The following is a 19,399-nucleotide window of genomic DNA, read 5'->3' as shown; positions in this document are numbered from 1 at the left end:
CCCAAAGTTAAGAAAATCAAAACAAAGAGGAAATGGCTCTTTATTTCCGGGGTAACAACAAACACCTGCCGTTAATTTTATGGCAGATCTTTTTTCTCACTTTTAATCAGTTTCCCGTTCCTGTCATACCATTTCCACACACCATAAGACTTTGGTTCGCATTCATAGCATTCTTCCTGGAAAGAGAGTGTTTTGCGGCGGCCATTGGAATAATAGGTCGTAATTGTTTTTCGGGTGATGATGTCATGGCAGCCGGTGTTACTTTTCCCTTTGTGCTGATAGGAAATGGTTTCCGCCAGTTTCCCGGAAGCATCAAACAGGCTGTCTGTGCCCACTGGTACGCCGCAACCATTATAGTTACCCTGGTGGGTCACCTGTTTCAGACGGCCGTTGTCATAATAGCTTTTGTGCGTAGTTACCTGGGCGTTGCTACCGGTAAAGCGAAGCAAGGCCGTTGCTGTTATTAATAATATGCGGATCATCTGCGGAATTTAAATCAAGATGATGACATGGTTTGTAAAAGTAAGATAGTTAAAATTCCGGAGAGTGATGATCAGTTAAACGACTGCCGGAATTCCAGGGGAGATTGATGGGTTTTTATTTTAAATAATTTACTGAAAGACTGGGGATGCTCAAAGCCCAGCTCATAAGCAATTTCACTGACTGTTAAACCGGTGGTCGACAGTTTTTCCTTGGCTTTCTCTATCAGCTTTTCATGGATATGTTGTTGTGCATTCTGTCCGGTCAGTGAACGTAGCATATCGCTCAGGTAGCGTGGGGAAAGATGTAATTGCGAGGCCAGAAATTCAACGGTAGGCAATCCTTTATTCAGGGCATGTGCTGTTTCAAAGTAATCGTTCAGCAGCTGTTCCATTTTCGACAGGAGATCATTATTCACCGCCTTCCGGGTGATGAACTGACGTTTATAGAACCGGTTACTGAAGTTGAGTAATACTTCTATATAAGATATCATTACATCCTGGCTGAAATCATCTATGGGGTTGTTCAGCTCCCTGGTGATGTGGTCCAGCACTTCCATAATGGTTACTCTTTCCTTCTCAGAAAGATGCAGGGCTTCATTGGCTTCGTAAGAAAAGAAGCCATAATTTTTTATGGTTTTGCCTAACGGGTAATTGCGGATAAAGTCCGGGTGGATCAGCAATGTAGCGCCATAAAATTCCTGGTCGCCGATAATGGAAATGACCTGATGAGGAGCGGTGAATACCAGTCCGCCCTCATCATAATCATAATATCCCTGCCCGTACCCGATCCTTCCGTTTTGTAATTTCTTATATGATATTTTGTAAAAGCTGAGCAGGAATGTTTCCGGTAACTGATCAATGGCCACGGCAATTTTTGTGTTGTCGATCAGGCTTATCAGCGGGTGCTGCGGACCGGGCAATCCCAGCATGCGATGCAACCCGGTGATGGAGTCAATTTTAAAAGGAACAGAAGGATGCTTTTTCATGTTGCTGAGTTAAGCTGTTACAAACCTAATACATTTTTGCCCATCTCTATCCTGAAGGCTTCGTTGCCGATTTCCAGGCGTCTTGCATATAAAGACTGCGCATCCTGGCCGGCTACATAGCGTACCTGGTTTTTGCCATCTGTGGCGGCTTCATATACAACGGCGGCTATTTGTTCTGCCGTTGAAAAATTATCCACATCAAAAAGCGCCCAGAGTTTTTTAGTAGCATCGTCATAGGCAGGATGTGTAGGAGCATCGATGGAGCGGCCGGCAAAGTCGGTAGCAATACCGCCCGGCGCCACAGTTTTAACGCCTATATTAAACAGTCCCAATTCAAAGGAGAGGCTTTCGCTCCAGCCTTCCAGGGCAAACTTGGTAGCGTGATATACAGAGCCCAGGGGAAAAGCAAACAGTCCGCCCATAGAGGTAGTGGTAATAAACAAGCCGCTTTTTTTCTCCCGGAAATAGGGGATGAACGCCTGGGTTACCCGGAGCACTCCCAGCAGGTTGGTATTTAACTGTTTTATGATCTGCTCATCGCTGAAGGCCTCCATAGGGCCTACCAGGCCATAACCGGCATTATTGAATACCACGTCTACACCTGATTGTATGGCTTTCTGAATGGTGTTGTTTATCTGTTCGGGGTTGGTGACATCCAGTGGCAAAAGGGTTACATTGTCCAGCCCTGATAATTCCGTTTCCTTTTCCGGCTGGCGCATGGTGGCTATCACTGCCCATCCTTTCTGCTGGAATAATTTAGCGGTTGCTTTGCCTAAACCGGTAGAAGCGCCGGTAATAAAGATCGTTTTCATGTTGTTCATTTTTATAACACAAAAATCGACCAGGGGGAGTTTTGCTACGTTGCCATATTGAAGATGCTTGTAGCCAAAATGACGGATGGGGTGTTAGCTGCCCAGCCCCTGTAAAAATCCGTTGAGGTCATCATCTTTATCCAGTCCCAGTTTCTGTTTGATCCGGTAACGGCTCATTCTCACACTTTTTGCTTCAATATTCATCAGCTGGGCGATCTGGCGGGTATCCATTTTAAGATAGAGATAGGCGCAGAGTTTCAGATCCAGTAAGGTAAGTTTTCTCTGGGCCTTATCATTGATGAGGTTAAAAAAATCGGGGTGCACCTGCTGGATTTGCAGCTTGGCATGTTCAAAGTCGTTGTCGATCACCATCTGTTCCTTCAGGATCTTTTGCATATTGACGGCGTCGCCTTCTGTGAGCTTGTTCCGGATGCTTTGCAGGGTTTGATTTTTGTGCTCCAGTTGCAGCACATTGGCCATTACTTCTTTTTTCAGCTGCTGCTGTTGGGTGGCCAGCAGCTGTTGCTCTGCCCGGAGCCTTGCATGTTCTTCCTTTTCCAGCCTCACCTGCATTTCCGACTCGTGCTTTTCCAGCTCCAGTTGTTTCTCCCGTTGAAGTGAAAGACGCAACCTGAAATGGTAGGAGCGGAACATGAATATCAGTCCCAGGAAGGAGGCTACGGCAATGCAGGCGTATAGATAATTCTGCATGGTGCGACTTTTTTCCTTTTCCTTCAGGATCTGCATTTCATTGTTTTTCTTTTCCGTTTCGTATTGTATCTCCAGCTTTTGGGTGTTGAGCGCCTGTTGCTGATTGAAGATCTTGTTGTTGTAAAGGGTGGCTTCTTTCTGGTATTCCAGCGCTTTCTGGTAGTTGCCGCTTTGCTCGTAGAAGCCGGAGAGCGACTGCACCACGTTGATCATCGTATAATAGTAAGGGGGATTGGCGGCTTTTATTACTTCATATGCCTCCAGCAGGTAGCTTTCCGCCTGCGCTGTATTGCCTTCCCGTTTGGCAAATTCGCTTAGTATACCCAGGCTGCTGGCAAATACGTCTTCGCTGTTGCCGGCATTTTTTAATACGGCCCTCGCTGCACCGGCATAGTGGATGGCCTGGGCCTTTGCCCCCGGATCATCGGACGGGAAATATTTCAGGTAGGTGTTGGCAATGTTTATACAGGCAATAGCATAGGTGTTATTGGCCACCCTGCCCGGAAATTGCTGGTACAGTGCTACCGGTTTGTTCAGGTAAAGCATTATGCTGTCCAGTTCCAGCTTGTTTTTGGTGGCATTGTATTTATACTCATGGGCTACCGACAAGGCCGTATAGCAATTGCTCAGGAGGTTGTAGTCACGCGTCTTAAGGGCGTTTTCTGTAGCAGCCCTGGCATAATAGTCCACCTTTTCTTCATTATTCCAGCCTGAATACACCACGTACAGCTGGTATAATATCTTAGCGGCAATGTAGGGATCCGGCTCCTTGTCCAGTTGCCTGAGCCCCAGCTGGCAGTATTTCACCATATCGTCTGAATTATCCAGGGTTTTGTACAATAACACCTTAGCGTAACAGGCATATGCCATGGCGATGGGGTCGGGAACCGTTTGCGCAATGGTAAATACGGAATCCACTGCTTTTTTCAGGTCGGCATATTGTTGCAGGTTGAATTTGATATTTGCCAGCATGGCATAAGCCCTGGTCGCTTCCCGGTAATCCCGGTGCTTCAGGGATATTGTAACACTTTGCCTGGCCGCAGCCGCCGCCAGGGTATAATTTTTACCCGCCCGGTATATTTCCGCCAGCTGGTTAAGGAGGGCCGGTTTCTCCTGCTCATTAACTGCCGGATCGGCTATTACGGATTGCAGGCTGTCGGCCAGCGGAATTTGTGCAGATGCCTTCGAAAACCAGCCGCACATACAAAGAAGTATACAAACAAATGGCAGATATGGTATTGATTTCATGCGGGCAAATTACTACAAATCGCTAAAAGTAAACTGGTAAAAGTTGTTGAAGATGTAATTGTTGGTATTTATAAAATATTAATAATGAGATGATTGAAAATGTTGTAGTCATATTGTAGACGCTATATGTAGTCGGGGTAGTCGTTTTGTAGCATAGACGGATGCCGGATTCACAATTGTTCCTCCCAAATTTGCTGAGGCAATAACGCCAAACGAAAAACCTTGAATCCATGAACAGCAAAACGCTATCTATTTTGTCGTATGTAACCCTTATCGGATGGTTGATCGCTTACTTCTCCGGAAAAGAGAAATCAGACAGCCTGCTCAGGTATCACCTGAAACAATCACTTGGCCTTGCCATTGTAAGCATTGTGCTCAATATTGCTTTGAGCGTTATAGCGCACCTGGTACCGGCACTCTCTTTCCTGGGCCTGGTAGGATATGTTATCCTCATTTTCTGGGTATTGGGTATCATCAATGCCGCTAACCAGGCAGAAAAACCAGTACCGGTAATAGGGAAAGTATTCGAAGATAAATTTGACTTTATCAATTAACGGAAAGTGAGCCACCTTCCTTTTATATAACCATATTAGAATTACCACATGCAGTCGCTCCAGTATTTTACCCGGGAAGGGAATGTATATACAAAGAAAAATCAGACGGCCTTCTTTTGTTTGTTAGCCCTTCTTTTAGCCGGCCTGGTGATATTTATGTTATATAATAACCCTGCCCGTGGCGCAAAGGTGGGTAGTTTATTCATAGGGGTGCTGGGTATCGTTATCTTACTGAGGGCTACCGCCAGGCTCAAGATAGATGCGGATGCCCGCACCATTTCTGTGCAACCGGCGTTCTTTATGCCGGTGACCGTATTCCGGTTTGAAGACTTTCAGCACTTCCTGGTTTCAAAACAGACCTTCATCGTTACGGTGAATGCCACAGTGGCGATGATCATTTATAAAAATGGCAGGGAAAGATCGGTGATGCTTCACCAGACCCTGTTCTTAACAAAGCCCTTGCAGAAAATAACAGCGGAAACGGCTGCCATCATGGGGATAGAAGATGAACAGGTTGCTTAAAACTACAGGGATGTTACACAACAGGAAAATTACCGATAGGCAAGTGAGCTTCCAGCCCAACAAAGTTTATAAAGCCAGGATTATTATTTGTTTAATACTGGCGGCTGCAGCGTTTGTAGTGCCATCGCTATGGAAGCTGCCATACGAGGTGTCAAGGCTGGTGATGTGCATAGGAGGCATCTGTGCTTTTTACGCGGTGTACGACTTTTTGTTTAAATTGAACCTTACATTTGTTTTTGACCAGTTAACCCGGGAAGTGTACCAGCAGGTACCCGGTTTGTATTCAAGGAAACTCATGTCGTTTGAAGAGGTTTATTTTCTGCAGGAAACCACCAATGGAGACCTCTGTTATGTTATCTCCAATAAGAAAAACAGGTTTGGCAAAAACTATATCATCAGCGATTATTTCCCCGATACAAAAAAAGGACGGAAACGGCAGGAGGAGTTTGAAGCAGAGATACTGGAAGTTTTAGAAGACATGATAGTTAAGGCAAAAGTGCCTGATGTTTAAATCTTGCAATATGGGATTACCTTTTATAGAGATCATTGAGTCTGTAACGCCAGATCCCAATGCCCTGATGTGGAAGTTTGCAGACGCAGATAAAGAAATTAAGAATGGAGCAGTGCTAACCGTAAGGGAAAGCCAGCATGCGCTTTTCCTCAATGAAGGGCAACTGGCCGATGTGTTCCCGGCCGGGAAGCACACACTGAGTACCGAAAATATCCCTATACTTACCAGGCTTAGGGGCTGGAAATACGGTTTTGAAAGTCCCATTAAAGCGGATATTTATTTTTTTAACACCCATCAGTTTGTTAACCTCAAATGGGGCACCCCGGCCCCGGTGTTAATGAAAGACCCCGGCTTTGGGCAGGTGCGCGTAAGGGCCTTTGGTACCTATAATATCCGCATCGCAGATGTGTCGCGGTTCTTTAAGGAATATGCCGGCACCTTTCCCCGCCTGGATATCATAGAGCTGGAACTGCAGCTGCGCGATTTTATTGCGCCAAAATTTGCAGAAGTGCTGGCGCTGGCGGGTATCTCCGTGGTAGATGCGGCAGGAAATATTTCCGCGCTCAATGAAAAGATCCAGCCGTTGATCCAGCCTTATTTCACTGATTTTGGCCTGGAGATTACCCGCTTTACCATTACCAGTATTACCCTGCCGGAAGATGTCTTAAAACAATTCGATAAGGTTACCGGCATGAATATGGTAACGGACATGAATAAATTTTCTCAGTACAGCATTGCGAATGCAATGGATAAAGAGGGCTCGGATATAGGCAACGCTGCGCGGCAGGCGGTCACCATGGGCATGATCACCAATATGATCACCAACGGGGCCATGCAGCAACCACCGCAACAGCCCTCACCGGCTGCGGATATTACAGAACGGCTTAAGCAGCTGAAAGCGCTTTTTGATGCACAGCTCATCACGGAGCAGGAGTATGCTGCCAAAAAAGAAGAGTTGCTGAAATTACTTTAAACTTTAACCGGTTTGCATCATGTCGGAAGAAAAAAAACGGGTGCTCAGCTTCCTGGAACAGCTGAAGCAAAAGGTGGAAACCCAGGAACATTATGGTGGTGAAATAAAGAAGGAAGAAGCGAAGATGGATATCCGTGATTGCCCTGAATGCGGCGCAGGACGGGCTTACCATAAGGGGCTCACTGCCTGTGCCTATTGCGGCTTTGTATTTATGGATACAACACTTACAGATGGGGTGCATATCAAAAAGGAAAATAATTCATAAATAATGTTCGGATTATTTGGCAAGAAGTATGAAAACCCTGCATTGATTGCAGAGATGGGCACAAGACAGGAGAGATGGTTTGTTTTCCTGGATAAGCTGGAAGCCCGTATGCAGGAAATGACCACCGCCGCGGTACCTGAACTGCAAAAGGTTTTCCGGGAAGATCCCGACCCGTATAAACGGGCGCATCACAACATGGTGCAGGGGCTTATAGGACAGGTTAACCAGATGAGGAACAAGGCCAATGATGTCAAAGATGATAATATCATTTCGTTTGTGTACCAGGCGGAATCAATGATTCCGTCTATTACTACTGCCGCAGGCCATGCGTATCACATGAAGTTGCACACTTTCAGGATGGCCTGCCTTAACCGGCATTTTATTTTCGAGGAAAAGATCAATGAGGCGATTACACTGCTGCAAAATGCCGCAGGAGAACAGGACCTGGAAGGAGTTTACCAGCAAGAACTGGTGGCCTTTGAAAAGATAAGGGATAAGTTCAGTTGCAAACAATGCGGCGGCAATATTACCATTCCAAAGATGTTTTTTATTGATACTTACATTACCTGTCCGTTCTGCCAGTCGCAGAATACCTTCAGCCCTTCAACCGGGGCGAGGATGGTATTGCACCAGGCGCGTAGCCTGGCGGAACAACGTACTGCCCATTTACTCAGGAACTACGAGGCAACCACGCCAAAAGATCCGGCGCTGTACCGGCATTACCTGCGGGCGATGTTTGATGAATGGAACAAGATAGTACCCGATATGGCAGGCGAAAACGAGAAATTTTACGAACGATTATTAAGCGATTACTCTATTAATCATCATTAAACTATAACGATATGTCCGGCAATCCATTATTAGAACCAATTCATGGTATTACATTAGAAGATTACAGCGCTGCCTGTGCAAAGCTGGGTAGCGGTCTTAGTGAAGACGATGTAGCAAAAGCCCTGGGGGTAGAGTTACCCGTATGGCAGGAAGCCAATTTGCTTTGGCCTGAACGTATGAAGCAGGATGCTACGTTTCATATTGTAACGCTCTTTGGCCAGTATTTTGGCCAGGCGGACCAGCATCCGAAGTTCAGTGGCTTAAAGGCGGGAACATCTGCAGAAGGCGCGGGCAATACCGAAAAGATCAAGACGGACAAAGACTTCTACCAGGAGCTGGAAGTAGCCCGGCAGGTGGCGTACGATTATGGCCTGGATGGTGCGCAGTGGATCGCCGACAAGTATGGGATTTCCCTCGGCGATTTCCAGATGGCGGCTTCTAAATGGAACGACCAGATCCACCGGGATATTCAGGCTGATTATGCCGGGTACAACGCAAAACAGGCAGCCTACCAGGCAAAGTACCAGCAACTGTTTGCAGAAAAGCAGGGTGGAAACGTAGCAGACGACATTCAATTTTAAATGCTTCCTCACAGGGGGCAGGGTTAGTAAGAGAAGAGGCTGTATCAAGATTCGATACAGCCTTTTCTCATTCTGGCATAGATCGGAGCATACAAATAATGCAGGCTGCGTTAGGGATTAATAGTTTAGCAGGAGTATTCTCTGTGCCAGGCTTTTGGCCGTGAGTTTACCGGTTTCACTATCGTATTCGTAGTGAATACCGCCGTATACCCTGGAAATAGCCGCTTCATCGATCATTTGTGAGAAGCTGCTGAAGGAACGTGGCGCAAAGCCTTCCGGTACCTTCTGTTTGTCTGTAAAAGAAAAGTTGCTGCCAAAACGCGCCGCCAGGATATGGCCTGCCGCACTGGTAAAGGAGGCGTGCCCTGATGTATAGGACGGGAAAGGAGGAGTACCTATCAGCGGCGCCCAACTGCTGTCTATACGGGAACGGATATACGAAATAGGACGTACCAGGTTGTACTGGTATTTGTATTTCCAGCAAAGGATCCCCGCGTCGTTCAGGCCTATTCCCACCTGTGCAAAGAGGTTGGCAGCCTGGCCGAGACTCAGCTGCTGATCCGTTACCAGCTGTGTGGTAAGGGCTATCAGGTGCCCGGGAGGAGTGAAAGTACCGGCGCCGTCTGCCCAGTATTGGGCAATGAGGGTTTCCTCCGGCGTAAGTGTTTGCCCTTTCCGGTAAACCAAATAGGCTGCTTTGTAAAATGCACTGGCCGTATCTGTAGAGAAAGCGGGTGGCGGAATGTTGGCTGAATCCGACGCAGTGAATTTAACGATAGGGCGGTTCTTTCCCCAATAGGGTAGCATGGCCCGCTGGAACAGCGGTGGTGTGGGCACCCAGTAGCCAGGGCCAACAGGCGGCACATAATCGGTGGGAAAATTGTTCAGCTGCCCGTCTTTACCACCATCTGAAGCCGACCACTGGTAAATGGCGCTGGCAATCGACTGGCCGTAAAGAATAGAGCGGCTCACTACTTCCGGTGAACAAGTGTCGCTATGCGCCTGCAGGTTATCACTTTCCAGTTGTGCCACCAGGTTCAGGTTTTCAGCGCTTGCATTGCTAAACAGGTTCCTGATGATCTGTGCCATAGCGCTGTTGCCGGCAATGGCCCAGTTATATCTTTTGCCTCTTTCCGGTGCGGGCAAACGACGGAGGCCATTCAGCTGTCCTGCCAGGGAAGGCGCCCCGTACATGCCGCCCAATACGGCTTCCCGGAGTGCGATACCGGTATAGGCAATAGCCCTGGCAGCAACCGGCGGACTAAACCCCGGTGTTTCTTTTATCAGCTTCAGTTCCAGTTTGTACCAGGAAACAGGAACAGCTACATCCCCGCCGGGAGTCAGTGTCCCCGCTGCTAATGCGGTGGGCGTACCCTGGATACTTTGTACCAGGGCATCATTTTTTTTACATGCCATCATACCAGCTACAAATAAGAAAGCAACAGTACGGGCCAACAAACAATAGGTTTTCATTTTTTTACTTTTAATTTTTAAGGTTAACACATATATGGTTACAAACAACTCCACTAAATTACCGCCTCATTACGCAGCCAATCCGCGTAGTGAATGCTTTTTTTAAAGTATAAAAGTTTTAATTGTAAATTACCCCGCGATAATACTGGTATGCACATCATAAGAAGATGGCCTTATATTTACGGTAGCTGTTTCGCTTCGCCCCATTGGTGCTGCATACGCCCGGCGAGCCTTAAAATAATATAAACTATGAACGCTGAATCGTGGATCAGCTACGGAGGGCTGCTGATTGTATGCCTTTCTGTATTCGGACAAACAGGATTGTTCTTCTGCTTCTTCCTTCCAAGCGGGGGATTTATGTTTACCGCCGGCGTGCTGGCGGCATCAGGAAGTTTTGATAACAATGTGCTGGTGATTTGCGCTTTGTGCGCTGTTGCCGCGGTAGCAGGCAATGCTACCGGGTATTGGTTCGGACGCAGCGCCGGCCACCTGCTGAAAAACAAAAAGGACTCGGGGATCTTTCGCCGCCAATACCTGGTATCGGCCGAAACCTTTTATAAAAAGCATGGCGCCACCGCGCTAACCGCAGGCGTTTTCCTTCCCCTCATCCGTACATTTGCGCCAATTGTTGCGGGAATGATCAAACTCGATTTCCGCCGCTTCCTTTTATTTGTAACCATTGGTTCCATTGCGTATACCTTCAGCTTTACACTGGCCGGCTACCTCATCGGAAGCATGCCGTTCCTGAAACCTTATCTCAAATATTTTATTGCGGTAATTATTGTTACGGTAACGGTTCCTGTAGTGATCCGCATCGTAAAGGAATTCCGGAAATCATCTTCCTAACTATAAATTTTTGCGATTACATCTTTAAACTTCTCTGTTACCACTTTCCTTTTCAAACTGAGCTTGGGCGTCATTTCACCACCGGCAATACTCCATTCTTCCGTAAGCAGTTCAAATTTTTTGATCTGTTCTACGTGGTTGAAATACTGGTTGTAATTGTTCACCACCTGTTGGTACATCTCCAGTACTTTAGGGTTGCTCACTGCAGCTTCATTGGTGCTGAAAGGAATGTTCTGCTGGTTCATCCAGTATTTCAGGTAAGCAAAAGCGGGAACAATTAATGCGCCCGTAAACTTTTCCCCGGCGCCCACTACCATGATCTGCTCAATAAAGGGGCTTTCCTTGAATTTATTTTCTATCGGCTGCGGAGCCACGTATTTTCCGCCACTGGTTTTAAACAGTTCCTTCTTACGGTCGGTGATCTTCAGAAATTTATCATCTACCCATAATCCTATATCTCCGGTATGCAGCCAGCCATCGATCACGGTTTCCGCGGTGAGGTCAGGACGTTTGTAATAGCCTTTCATAACGGAAGGTCCCTTCACGCATATTTCCCCATCTTCCGCCAGCTTTACTTCTATGCCGTTGATAGGCGGGCCAACGGTGCCAAACTTTGTATCGCCCGGCGTTTTGCGATTCACACAAATTACAGGGCTGTTTTCTGTAGGTCCGTAACCTTCATACACCGGGATGCGCGCGGCATTAAAAATGCGCAGCAGTTTTTCCTGGCAGGCCGCACCACCGGTTACAATAAACCGGATGTTATTGCCCAGCGCCTCGCGCCATTTGCTGAATATAAGTTTATTGGCAATGGCCAGCTGCAGGTTGTACCATGCGCCACCGCTGATGTTGTTGTCGTATTTCCCTGCAAGGGATACCGCCCAGAAAAACAGTTTACGTTTAATACCGGTTAACCCGCTGCCGGTAGCCATTATTTTTTCAAATACTTTTTCAAGGAGACGGGGAACGGTGGTAAATCCATCGGGACCGATCTCCTTCAGGTTGGCGCTGAGCGTGTCCATGCTTTCTGCATAATAAATGCTGATACCGCTGAACAGGTAGATATAGGTCACGCACTTTTCGAAAATATGGTTCAATGGCAAAAAGCTCAGTACCTTACAGGGTTGCGGTGAATCTTCAAAAGGAAAACTTTCTTTGGATAAAAAAGCATTCGACACAATATTATTGTGCGTAAGCATCACTCCTTTAGGAGTGCCGGTAGTACCGGATGTATAAATAATGGTAGCCAGGTGGCCGGGATCAATCCCTGCTTTTATACTTTCCACCTGTTGCAGCAACCCGGGGGTAGCCTGCGCCGGGATAGCGGACCAGTGCGTGGCGCCGGGTATTTCATCAAATGTATAAATATGTTGTAAAGATGGAACCCCTTCCCGGATACTGTTCACCTTATCCAATAATTCCCTGCTGCTCACAAACATATATTTCACCGCGGCATCTTTCAGGATAAACTGCAATTCAGCGGGATTGGTGGTAGGGTAGATGGGCACCAGCACGGCGCCGGTCTGCTGCACAGCCAGGTCAGTAAAGATCCATTCCGGGCGGTTGTTACTGATAATAGCGATTTTATCAGCGCCTTCGGCGGTAAAGTCGTTGCCGCCCACACCCAATTGCAACAAGCCTGCGCTGTAACGGTTTACAATTTCACTGACGGCGGCGGTGTCATAGGTTTTCCATTCTCCGTTTACTTTAGCCGCAAGCATATCAGGTTTAGGGAATTTGGCCAACTGCCATGCAACTGCATCAAAAAGCCTGCTCCGGGAAACATTGTTCATACGTGAAAATTAAGGATGTTCTTTAAATATACTAAAAAACCGGTATGAAACTTCGCTTCGCGAAAGAAGTATAAAAGAGAAGGATTATTTTCTTTTCAGGTGGGAAAGCAATTGCTTTAAAGTTTTCAAGGCCCGGTTCATATGCGCTTCTATAGTGCCGGTGCCGATGTTCATACGTGCGGAGATCTGTTTGTAACTCAATGCCTGTTCTTTATGCAGGCGGAAAATGAGCTGCTGTTGCGGGGGGAGTTTATTAATGGCGGATTGAATGGTTGTATACAGTTCCCGGTCTTCCATATGCGCTGCCGGGGAATCCATTTCCTCTTCCCGGATATGGCGCGCCAGCGAGGCTTTGCGGCGAGCGGCGCTTCTCACTTCATCCAGGAATATATTTCTTGCATAAAGCTTTAATAAACGGATAATGGTTTCATCGTCCTGCACCTGGTCGATGTTCTTCCATAACCGGATATATGTTTCCTGTATAATGTCCTCACACCGCTGCTTATCGTTGCACAAGAGATATAGTGACGAATATAACCGGTCGAAAGTCTCCTCTACGATACAATTAAACCTATGTTGCGTTTTGTTTCGAATTGGTTTCATTTCGGGCAAATCTACATCTCCCAAGTTAATAAAATGTTAAGAAACGAAAGAGTGTATAGGCATTCTTTTTAAAAAACGTGTTGTATAGGATGCAAATCGAAACACGACCATGGATCCTGTATTACTGGATAAATTTTTAAAGGGAGAAGTAACGGAAGCGGAACGCCTCGAGGTGGAACAATGGCTGGAAGATCAGCCGGAGAACTGGCTGGAAAACTTTATGGAGAAGGGCTGGGAAGATGCAACACCGGTACTTACACCGGAGGAAAGATCAGCTGCTATCCGGCAGGTGATGAACCGGGTGCGGCCTGTGTTCTCTATCGTGCGGGTAGCCCGCATTGCGGCCATGGTAGCGGGGATGATGGCCATAACGGGTGGCGCATTCTATTTTGTAAAAAGCCGTAAAGCCCCGGTGGTGGCAGATATCGCTATAGAAGCGCCCCTGCGCACCATGAAAAAAGTTATCCTGCCGGATAGCACGGTCATTGTGCTCAACGCAGGCAGTACCCTGAAATATCCGGAAACCTTTACCGGTAACACCAGGGAAATCACGCTGGAAGGAGAGGCCTTCTTCGATGTAGCTCCCGATCCGCTGAAGCCTTTCATTATCCATTCCGGTGCGCTGAACACTACGGTGCTGGGGACTTCTTTCAATATTACGGCGTATAAACACCTGGCGCAACTATCGGTAACAGTACTAACAGGAAAGGTGGCAGTAACGGATACCTTATCGCAACAAAGTGTAACGCTGCTGCCCAAACAGAAAGCGACTTTTAACCCGGCTACAGCTACGCTGCTTACCACTGCAGCGGATAAGCCTGAAAATGCAATGGCCTGGAGCAAAGGCAGGTTAGTGTTTGAAGAAACGCTGCTGCCGGAAGTAGCAGTAAGGCTTTCCAATAAATACAATGTTCATATCACCCTGATGGATAAACGATTATCGGACTACCGTTTCAACGGCGAATTCGAAACAGAATCCCTGGATGATATCCTGAAAATCATCAGCACTTTAACAAAAACAAACGTTCAACGGGAAGGCGATACTATCCGGCTTTTCAGTAACGGCGCGCTTTACCGTAAATGATTATTTATTAACTGTCAACAATCTGCTATGCTAAAAGAGTCCTGGTAAAAATGTGAATGGTTGCGCATTGCCTGCACAATCCTGCAATTACTATCATGTCCGACATTACAATCAATCAAAACTATGTGGAAGAAACTATTCCTTGCCTTACCTGTTATTGTTATGATCATGGCTGCGTCCCTGGAAAGCAGGGGCCAGGCAAACCTGTCCAAACAGATCAGTGTCAGCTTTAAGAACACGCCGCTGAAGCAGGCGTTGAAAACAATTACCGGGGAATCCGGGGTAGCATTTGCGTATACCTCCAATGATGTTGCCTTTAATGCTGCAGTGAATTATACTGCGGCCAATGTAAGTGTGGAAACGGTGCTCAAACGGATACTTACTCCTTTGCAGCTGGATTACCAGCTGGTAGCCGGGAAAGTACTGATCGAAAAAGCAAAGCCGCAAACACCGCAGGAGCCGGGGTTAAAAGTAAGCGGTAAAGTGGTGGACAGCCGCACCGGTGAAGCCATACCCGGCGTATCCGTATCAGCCAAAGGCACCCGCCTTGGCGCTACCACTAATGAAAACGGCGAATACGAATTAAGCAATGTTCCACCAAAAGCCACGCTCGTATTCCGCATCATTGGCTACTCCGGTCGCGAGGAACCGGTGCACGGCCAGAACCGCGTCCAGGTGGCGCTGGAAACCGTGGCCAGTAAGCTGAACGAAACTGTTGTGATAGGGTATGGCTCCCGGAAAAGAAAAGACCTCACCGGCTCCATAGGCAGCGTTAATATGGACGATATGAACAAGGCGCCGGTTGCCTCTTTCGATGAAGCGCTGGCAGGCCGCGTAGCCGGGGTACAGGTGTCGTCTTCAGAAGGACAACCGGGTTCGGCTGCTACCATTATCATCCGCGGAAATAACTCGCTTACACAAGACAATTCACCTTTGTATGTGATAGACGGTTTTCCTATTGAAAACGCTGAAAATAATATCCTGAACCCGGATGATATTGAATCCATCGACGTACTGAAAGATGCTTCCGCCACTGCTATTTACGGGGCAAGAGGCGCCAATGGCGTGATCATCATTACCACGAAAAGAGGTAAAACCGGCGGCCCTGTGATCCGCTACAGCCCCTCCTACAGCGTGATGCAGAATATCCGTACCATCCCGGTAATGGATGCATACGAATTTGTAAAACTGCAGCAGGAAATCAAGGCGCCCGACCTGGATCTTACCTATCTCGCCAACGGTACAAAACCGGAAGATTATAAGAACCTACCTGTTATCAACTGGCAGGATAAATTATACAGGGCTGCGCCTATGCAGAATCATTCCCTGTCCCTTTCCGGCGGAACGGATAAAACCAAATACGCGATATCCGGCCAGATCCTGGATCAGCAGGGCATCATTATCAATTCAGGGTTCAAACGCTACCAGGGAAAAGTGAGCATCGACCAGCAGATCAATGATAAGCTGAAAGTAGGTGGCAATATGAACTATGTAAATACCGGTACCTATGGCACATCGCCTTCATCTCTCAGCCTGTCTTCCATGAATAACCTCCTGTACAGCGCATGGGGCTACCGGCCCGTGGGACCGCTTAATTCATCAAAGCCCATCAATGAAGACTTTGAAGATGAACTGACAGATGATATGGTGAACTCGGGTACAGACTACCGCATCAATCCCTTCCTGAGCGCAGAAAATGAATACCGCTTCCGCAACGTGAATAACCTGGTGGCCAATGGCTTTGCAGAATACAGGATCCTGCAGGATCTTACTTTCCGTATTTCCGGCGGTATTAATAAAAACACCCAACGCAATGATGCGTTTAACAACTCGCAGACAAGAAGCGGTAATCCTTCTACAGTGTATAAGGTGAATGGTTCTATTATGTATTATGAATCCAGCACCTGGCTGAACGAAAACACGCTGGTATACGATAAGCAGACAGGAAAAGATCATCACTTCAATGCAGTGGCAGGCTTTACTGCGCAGGGCAACAAAAGCAGCGTATATGGCATGGCGGCCAACCAGCTGCCCAATGAAAAATTAGGTCTCGGCGGATTAAGCCAGGGCGTACCACAGCCTATTACTTCCCGCGCCAGCGAATGGTCTATGGCTTCTATGCTGGCACGACTGAACTATACGTATAAAGACCGTTACCTGTTCACCGCTTCCTTCCGCTCCGACGGTTCTTCCAAGTTCAGGGCCGGCAACCAATGGAGTTATTTTCCATCAGGAGCGGTGGCCTGGCGTATCAAGAACGAAAACTTTATGAAGGATATCCGCTTTATTGCTGATGCCAAACTGCGCGGCAGCTGGGGTATTACAGGAAATAACCGGGTAGGCGAGTATGCTACCTATGCGTTGCTGGATTTCGCGGTACGTAATGCTTACTATTCTTTTAACAATGAACTGCAGCAAAGCGCCGTGCCTACTTCACTGGCCAGTGAAGACCTGAAATGGGAAAACACCGCGCAAACAGATCTGGGACTGGATGTGGATTTCTTTCAGTCGCGCATTTCTTTGTCGGTCGACTACTACAAGAAAACCACTTCCGATCTGCTCCTGAATGCAAAGCTGCCGCCTACCACCGGCTATGGCAGCGCTTTCAAGAACGTAGGTAAAACAAGTAACGAAGGACTGGAAATAGCGCTGAACACCGTGAACATAAAAAGTAAGAACGGGTTCAACTGGAGCAGCAGCTTTAACATCTCCTTTAACAGGAGCAAAGTACTGGCGCTTACACAGAACCAGGAGTCGCTTGCTTCCACTATGAGCTGGGATTCCTGGTATAGCTCCGTACCGTTGTACCTGGCGAAGATAGGGCAACCGGTAGGCCAGTTTTACGGTTACATCTGGGACGGCGTATACCAGTACGATGATTTCAATGCACTTCCCAACGGCAACTATTTGCTGAAAGACGACAGGCCCACCAATGGCAATACCCGCGCGGCTATTAAGCCGGGGGATATCAAATACAAAGATCTTAACGGCGATGGCGTAGTGAATGCAGACGACCGTACCATTATCGGCCGGGGGCTGCCAGTGCACATAGGCGGCTTCACCAATAACTTTAAATACCGCAACCTGGATCTGAGCGTGTTCTTTCAATGGTCGTACGGCAACCAGGTAATGAATGGCAACCGGATCAATTTTGAAACAGGGAATAAAAGTTATCTCAACCAGTTCAAAACCTTTGAGAACAGGTGGACGCCGGATAACCAAAACTCCGATATTCCCCGCGCCGGTGGCCAGTTTGGCTATGTGTATTCCACCCGCACACTGGAAGATGGTTCTTTCCTGCGCTTAAAAACAGTTTCGCTGGGCTATACCTTACCTTCTGAATGGCTGAAAAGGGTAAAGATCAAAAGCCTGCGCCTGTATGCAGCTGCGCAGAATCTTTACACGTGGACCAAGTACACCGGGTCTGATCCGGAAGTGGCGATTGGCTACAGCGCGCTCACACCAGGGTTCGATTATTCCTCTTACCCGAGAGCGCGCACCCTCACTTTTGGTCTTAATCTTACTTTATAATATTAATGCTTGTGTATGAAAAAGATACTTTTCTTTTCCTGTTTCCTGTTAATGATCATAGCATCCGGGTGCAGTAAGTTTTTAGATAAGCAACCCATTTCAACGGTATCTCCTTCCAACTATTATAACAATGAAGCAGAAGTGAATGCTGCTTTGGCCGGTGTTTATAGCCCTGTCGCTATGGAGTTTATGTGGGGCGGAAGAATCCCTATCCGCCATAATGCCAGTACAGATGAGTCTTTCTATTCCGTTACCAATCAGCCTGTAGGTGTATGGTGGTTTAACTACGATGCATCCGACCCGGTGGTCACTGAAATGTGGACTTATCTGTACACCGGCATTGAAAGAGCCAACATGTTACTGGCCAATATCGATAAAGCGGCGATGGATGATACCAAACGATCCGTGATAAAAGGAGAGGCCCGTTTTCTCCGTGCGTTCTACTACTTTACACTGGTACAATACTGGGGCGATGTGCCTTTGAAAACAGCGCCTTCCGCCTCTGTGAATAATGTAGACCTTGCCCGTACGCCCGCGAAAGATGTATATGCTTTTATTGAAGAAGAGATGATAGCAGCGGAGGGATTGGTGAAAGCGGTAACTGATATCAACAACACGGAACGTATCTCCAAATCAACCGTGCAGGGCATCCTGGCGAGGGTATACCTGCAATGGGCCGGACAGCCGCTGAAACAGGAATCCAAATATGCAGACGCGCGCAAGTGGGCGCTGAAAGTGGTGGAATCCGGCGTACATACGTTGAACCCTGATTTCAAACAGATATATATTAACGAGTGCCAGGATATAGACGACTGGAAAGAATGCATCTGGGAAACCGGCAACTGGGGCAATAACAGCGATGCCAACAGGATTGGTGGCCGTATCGGGAATGAAAACGGGGTGAAATGTTCTTCCTCCAACGACCAGGAAATTGGTTATGCATATGGTTTTAACAGCACTACCTATAAGTTGTATCATCTTTATGAAACCGGCGACCAGCGCCGTGATTGGGCCATTTCTACCTATACCCTCAATGCCAGCGGCGTTAAGTCAGCTATTGCCGCCACCAATATTTACGCAAGAAATTGCGCCAAATGGCGCAGGGAGTATGAACTGTTACGCCCGCTGAATAAAAATTACACGCCTACCAATTTTCCTATCCTGCGCTATGCAGATGTATTGCTGATGCTGGCGGAGGCGGAAAATGCCGTGAACGGTCCTGCCAATGCTTACCAGTATATTAATATGGTAAGAAGAAGGGGATATGGTAAACCCGCTAATACACCGGATCCTGTTACCGATCTTTCCGGGCTGGATAAAAACGCTTTTCTCCAGGCAGTACAGGATGAAAGGGCGCGTGAGCTTTGTTTTGAAGGGCTGCGCAAACAGGACCTGATCCGCTGGGGATTGTATCTCACGGCGATGAGGGATCAGGCTATAGAAATTAAAACTTATGCTACTGCCACTTACCAGTATGCCGCTGTTGCAGCGGAACGTGTGGCAGAAAGACATTTACTGTACCCGGTCCCATCCAATGAAATGACCCTGAATAAAGCCATGGTACAAAATCCCGGCTGGTAACCAATAAAAATA

18 protein-coding genes are annotated in these 19,399 nt (G+C 47.4%); 11 read left to right on the top strand and 7 right to left on the bottom strand.

Annotated features, from left to right (window positions below):
• Positions 1-77: 77 nt before the first annotated feature.
• From VIM72_RS02785 to VIM72_RS02770, 4 genes are all read right to left on the bottom strand, one after another.
• Positions 78-482, bottom strand: a complete 405-nt coding sequence (locus VIM72_RS02785; protein ID WP_332001347.1) for a hypothetical protein — start codon at positions 480-482, stop codon at positions 78-80.
• Between the two features lie 71 nt (positions 483-553).
• Positions 554-1,468, bottom strand: coding sequence for a helix-turn-helix transcriptional regulator (locus VIM72_RS02780; RefSeq protein WP_332001346.1), 915 nt, complete (start codon positions 1,466-1,468; stop codon positions 554-556).
• Positions 1,469-1,485: 17 nt separating this feature from the next.
• A complete protein-coding gene (locus VIM72_RS02775) occupies positions 1,486-2,280 on the bottom strand; it encodes an SDR family oxidoreductase (protein ID WP_332001345.1) in 795 nt (264 codons plus the stop codon).
• Positions 2,281-2,373: 93 nt separating this feature from the next.
• Positions 2,374-4,194: a hypothetical protein gene (locus tag VIM72_RS02770; RefSeq protein ID WP_332001344.1), complete on the bottom strand. Its 1,821-nt coding sequence runs from the start codon at positions 4,192-4,194 to the stop codon at positions 2,374-2,376.
• A 275-nt stretch (positions 4,195-4,469) separates the two neighbouring features.
• Between VIM72_RS02770 and VIM72_RS02765 the strand changes: the two genes are divergently transcribed.
• The 7 genes from VIM72_RS02765 to VIM72_RS02735 are packed head-to-tail and all read left to right on the top strand — an operon-like array spanning position 4,470 to position 8,476.
• Positions 4,470-4,793 carry a DUF4870 domain-containing protein gene (locus VIM72_RS02765; protein WP_332001343.1) on the top strand — a complete coding sequence of 108 codons (324 nt, stop codon included), beginning with the start codon at positions 4,470-4,472 and terminating at the stop codon, positions 4,791-4,793.
• A 48-nt stretch (positions 4,794-4,841) separates the two neighbouring features.
• A complete protein-coding gene (locus VIM72_RS02760) occupies positions 4,842-5,315 on the top strand; it encodes a hypothetical protein (RefSeq protein WP_332001342.1) in 474 nt (157 codons plus the stop codon).
• A gap of 10 nt (positions 5,316-5,325) precedes the next feature.
• Positions 5,326-5,826 (top strand): hypothetical protein, encoded by a 501-nt coding sequence (locus tag VIM72_RS02755; RefSeq protein WP_332001341.1) that lies wholly within the window; start codon positions 5,326-5,328, stop codon positions 5,824-5,826.
• 10 nt (positions 5,827-5,836) lie between these two features.
• Positions 5,837-6,799 carry an SPFH domain-containing protein gene (locus VIM72_RS02750; protein WP_332001340.1) on the top strand — a complete coding sequence of 321 codons (963 nt, stop codon included), beginning with the start codon at positions 5,837-5,839 and terminating at the stop codon, positions 6,797-6,799.
• 19 nt (positions 6,800-6,818) lie between these two features.
• Complete coding sequence (locus VIM72_RS02745) at positions 6,819-7,064, top strand: hypothetical protein (RefSeq protein WP_332001339.1); 246 nt, start codon at positions 6,819-6,821, stop codon at positions 7,062-7,064.
• Between the two features lie 3 nt (positions 7,065-7,067).
• Positions 7,068-7,895 carry a hypothetical protein gene (locus VIM72_RS02740; RefSeq protein ID WP_332001338.1) on the top strand — a complete coding sequence of 276 codons (828 nt, stop codon included), beginning with the start codon at positions 7,068-7,070 and terminating at the stop codon, positions 7,893-7,895.
• Positions 7,896-7,906: 11 nt separating this feature from the next.
• Entirely contained in the window at positions 7,907-8,476 is a 570-nt protein-coding gene (locus VIM72_RS02735) for a DUF6620 family protein (protein WP_332001337.1), read from the top strand.
• Positions 8,477-8,593: 117 nt separating this feature from the next.
• Here VIM72_RS02735 and VIM72_RS02730 read toward each other — a convergent pair whose 3' ends face one another.
• Complete coding sequence (locus VIM72_RS02730; protein WP_332001336.1) at positions 8,594-9,949, bottom strand: vanadium-dependent haloperoxidase; 1,356 nt, start codon at positions 9,947-9,949, stop codon at positions 8,594-8,596.
• 249 nt (positions 9,950-10,198) lie between these two features.
• Here VIM72_RS02730 and VIM72_RS02725 point away from each other — a divergent pair, with 249 nt between their 5' ends.
• Positions 10,199-10,795 (top strand): VTT domain-containing protein, encoded by a 597-nt coding sequence (locus tag VIM72_RS02725; RefSeq protein ID WP_332001335.1) that lies wholly within the window; start codon positions 10,199-10,201, stop codon positions 10,793-10,795.
• Here the strand turns inward: VIM72_RS02725 and VIM72_RS02720 are convergent.
• Positions 10,792-12,588: a long-chain fatty acid--CoA ligase gene (locus VIM72_RS02720; RefSeq protein WP_332001334.1), complete on the bottom strand. Its 1,797-nt coding sequence runs from the start codon at positions 12,586-12,588 to the stop codon at positions 10,792-10,794. The genes VIM72_RS02725 and VIM72_RS02720 overlap by 4 nt on opposite strands.
• Before the next feature lie 84 nt (positions 12,589-12,672).
• Complete coding sequence (locus tag VIM72_RS02715; protein ID WP_332001333.1) at positions 12,673-13,191, bottom strand: RNA polymerase sigma factor; 519 nt, start codon at positions 13,189-13,191, stop codon at positions 12,673-12,675.
• Positions 13,192-13,300: 109 nt separating this feature from the next.
• Between VIM72_RS02715 and VIM72_RS02710 the strand changes: the two genes are divergently transcribed.
• The 3 genes from VIM72_RS02710 to VIM72_RS02700 all read left to right on the top strand — a co-directional run bounded on the left by VIM72_RS02710 (position 13,301) and on the right by VIM72_RS02700 (position 19,387).
• Positions 13,301-14,275 (top strand): FecR family protein, encoded by a 975-nt coding sequence (locus VIM72_RS02710; RefSeq protein WP_332001332.1) that lies wholly within the window; start codon positions 13,301-13,303, stop codon positions 14,273-14,275.
• Between the two features lie 123 nt (positions 14,276-14,398).
• Positions 14,399-17,806 carry a TonB-dependent receptor gene (locus tag VIM72_RS02705; RefSeq protein WP_332001331.1) on the top strand — a complete coding sequence of 1,136 codons (3,408 nt, stop codon included), beginning with the start codon at positions 14,399-14,401 and terminating at the stop codon, positions 17,804-17,806.
• A gap of 15 nt (positions 17,807-17,821) precedes the next feature.
• Positions 17,822-19,387: a RagB/SusD family nutrient uptake outer membrane protein gene (locus VIM72_RS02700; protein ID WP_332001330.1), complete on the top strand. Its 1,566-nt coding sequence runs from the start codon at positions 17,822-17,824 to the stop codon at positions 19,385-19,387.
• Positions 19,388-19,399: the final 12 nt, after the last annotated feature.

Source organism: Chitinophaga sp., from assembly GCF_036569185.1.
Classification (GTDB): domain Bacteria; phylum Bacteroidota; class Bacteroidia; order Chitinophagales; family Chitinophagaceae; genus Chitinophaga.
Note: the sequence above shows the minus strand (reverse complement) of the source record. Positions and strands in the feature narration are given on the sequence as shown.

Coding starts and splice junctions, on each gene's coding strand:
- VIM72_RS02785 (WP_332001347.1), bottom strand. CDS start 482: ATGATCCGCATATTATTAATAACAGCAACGGCCTTGCTTCGCTTTACC.
- VIM72_RS02725 (WP_332001335.1), top strand. CDS start 10,199: ATGAACGCTGAATCGTGGATCAGCTACGGAGGGCTGCTGATTGTATGC.
- VIM72_RS02735 (WP_332001337.1), top strand. CDS start 7,907: ATGTCCGGCAATCCATTATTAGAACCAATTCATGGTATTACATTAGAA.
- VIM72_RS02775 (WP_332001345.1), bottom strand. CDS start 2,280: ATGAAAACGATCTTTATTACCGGCGCTTCTACCGGTTTAGGCAAAGCA.
- VIM72_RS02760 (WP_332001342.1), top strand. CDS start 4,842: ATGCAGTCGCTCCAGTATTTTACCCGGGAAGGGAATGTATATACAAAG.
- VIM72_RS02705 (WP_332001331.1), top strand. CDS start 14,399: ATGTGGAAGAAACTATTCCTTGCCTTACCTGTTATTGTTATGATCATG.
- VIM72_RS02765 (WP_332001343.1), top strand. CDS start 4,470: ATGAACAGCAAAACGCTATCTATTTTGTCGTATGTAACCCTTATCGGA.
- VIM72_RS02700 (WP_332001330.1), top strand. CDS start 17,822: ATGAAAAAGATACTTTTCTTTTCCTGTTTCCTGTTAATGATCATAGCA.
- VIM72_RS02750 (WP_332001340.1), top strand. CDS start 5,837: ATGGGATTACCTTTTATAGAGATCATTGAGTCTGTAACGCCAGATCCC.
- VIM72_RS02755 (WP_332001341.1), top strand. CDS start 5,326: ATGTTACACAACAGGAAAATTACCGATAGGCAAGTGAGCTTCCAGCCC.
- VIM72_RS02780 (WP_332001346.1), bottom strand. CDS start 1,468: ATGAAAAAGCATCCTTCTGTTCCTTTTAAAATTGACTCCATCACCGGG.
- VIM72_RS02720 (WP_332001334.1), bottom strand. CDS start 12,588: ATGAACAATGTTTCCCGGAGCAGGCTTTTTGATGCAGTTGCATGGCAG.
- VIM72_RS02745 (WP_332001339.1), top strand. CDS start 6,819: ATGTCGGAAGAAAAAAAACGGGTGCTCAGCTTCCTGGAACAGCTGAAG.
- VIM72_RS02740 (WP_332001338.1), top strand. CDS start 7,068: ATGTTCGGATTATTTGGCAAGAAGTATGAAAACCCTGCATTGATTGCA.
- VIM72_RS02770 (WP_332001344.1), bottom strand. CDS start 4,194: ATGTGCGGCTGGTTTTCGAAGGCATCTGCACAAATTCCGCTGGCCGAC.
- VIM72_RS02715 (WP_332001333.1), bottom strand. CDS start 13,191: ATGAAACCAATTCGAAACAAAACGCAACATAGGTTTAATTGTATCGTA.
- VIM72_RS02710 (WP_332001332.1), top strand. CDS start 13,301: ATGGATCCTGTATTACTGGATAAATTTTTAAAGGGAGAAGTAACGGAA.
- VIM72_RS02730 (WP_332001336.1), bottom strand. CDS start 9,949: ATGAAAACCTATTGTTTGTTGGCCCGTACTGTTGCTTTCTTATTTGTA.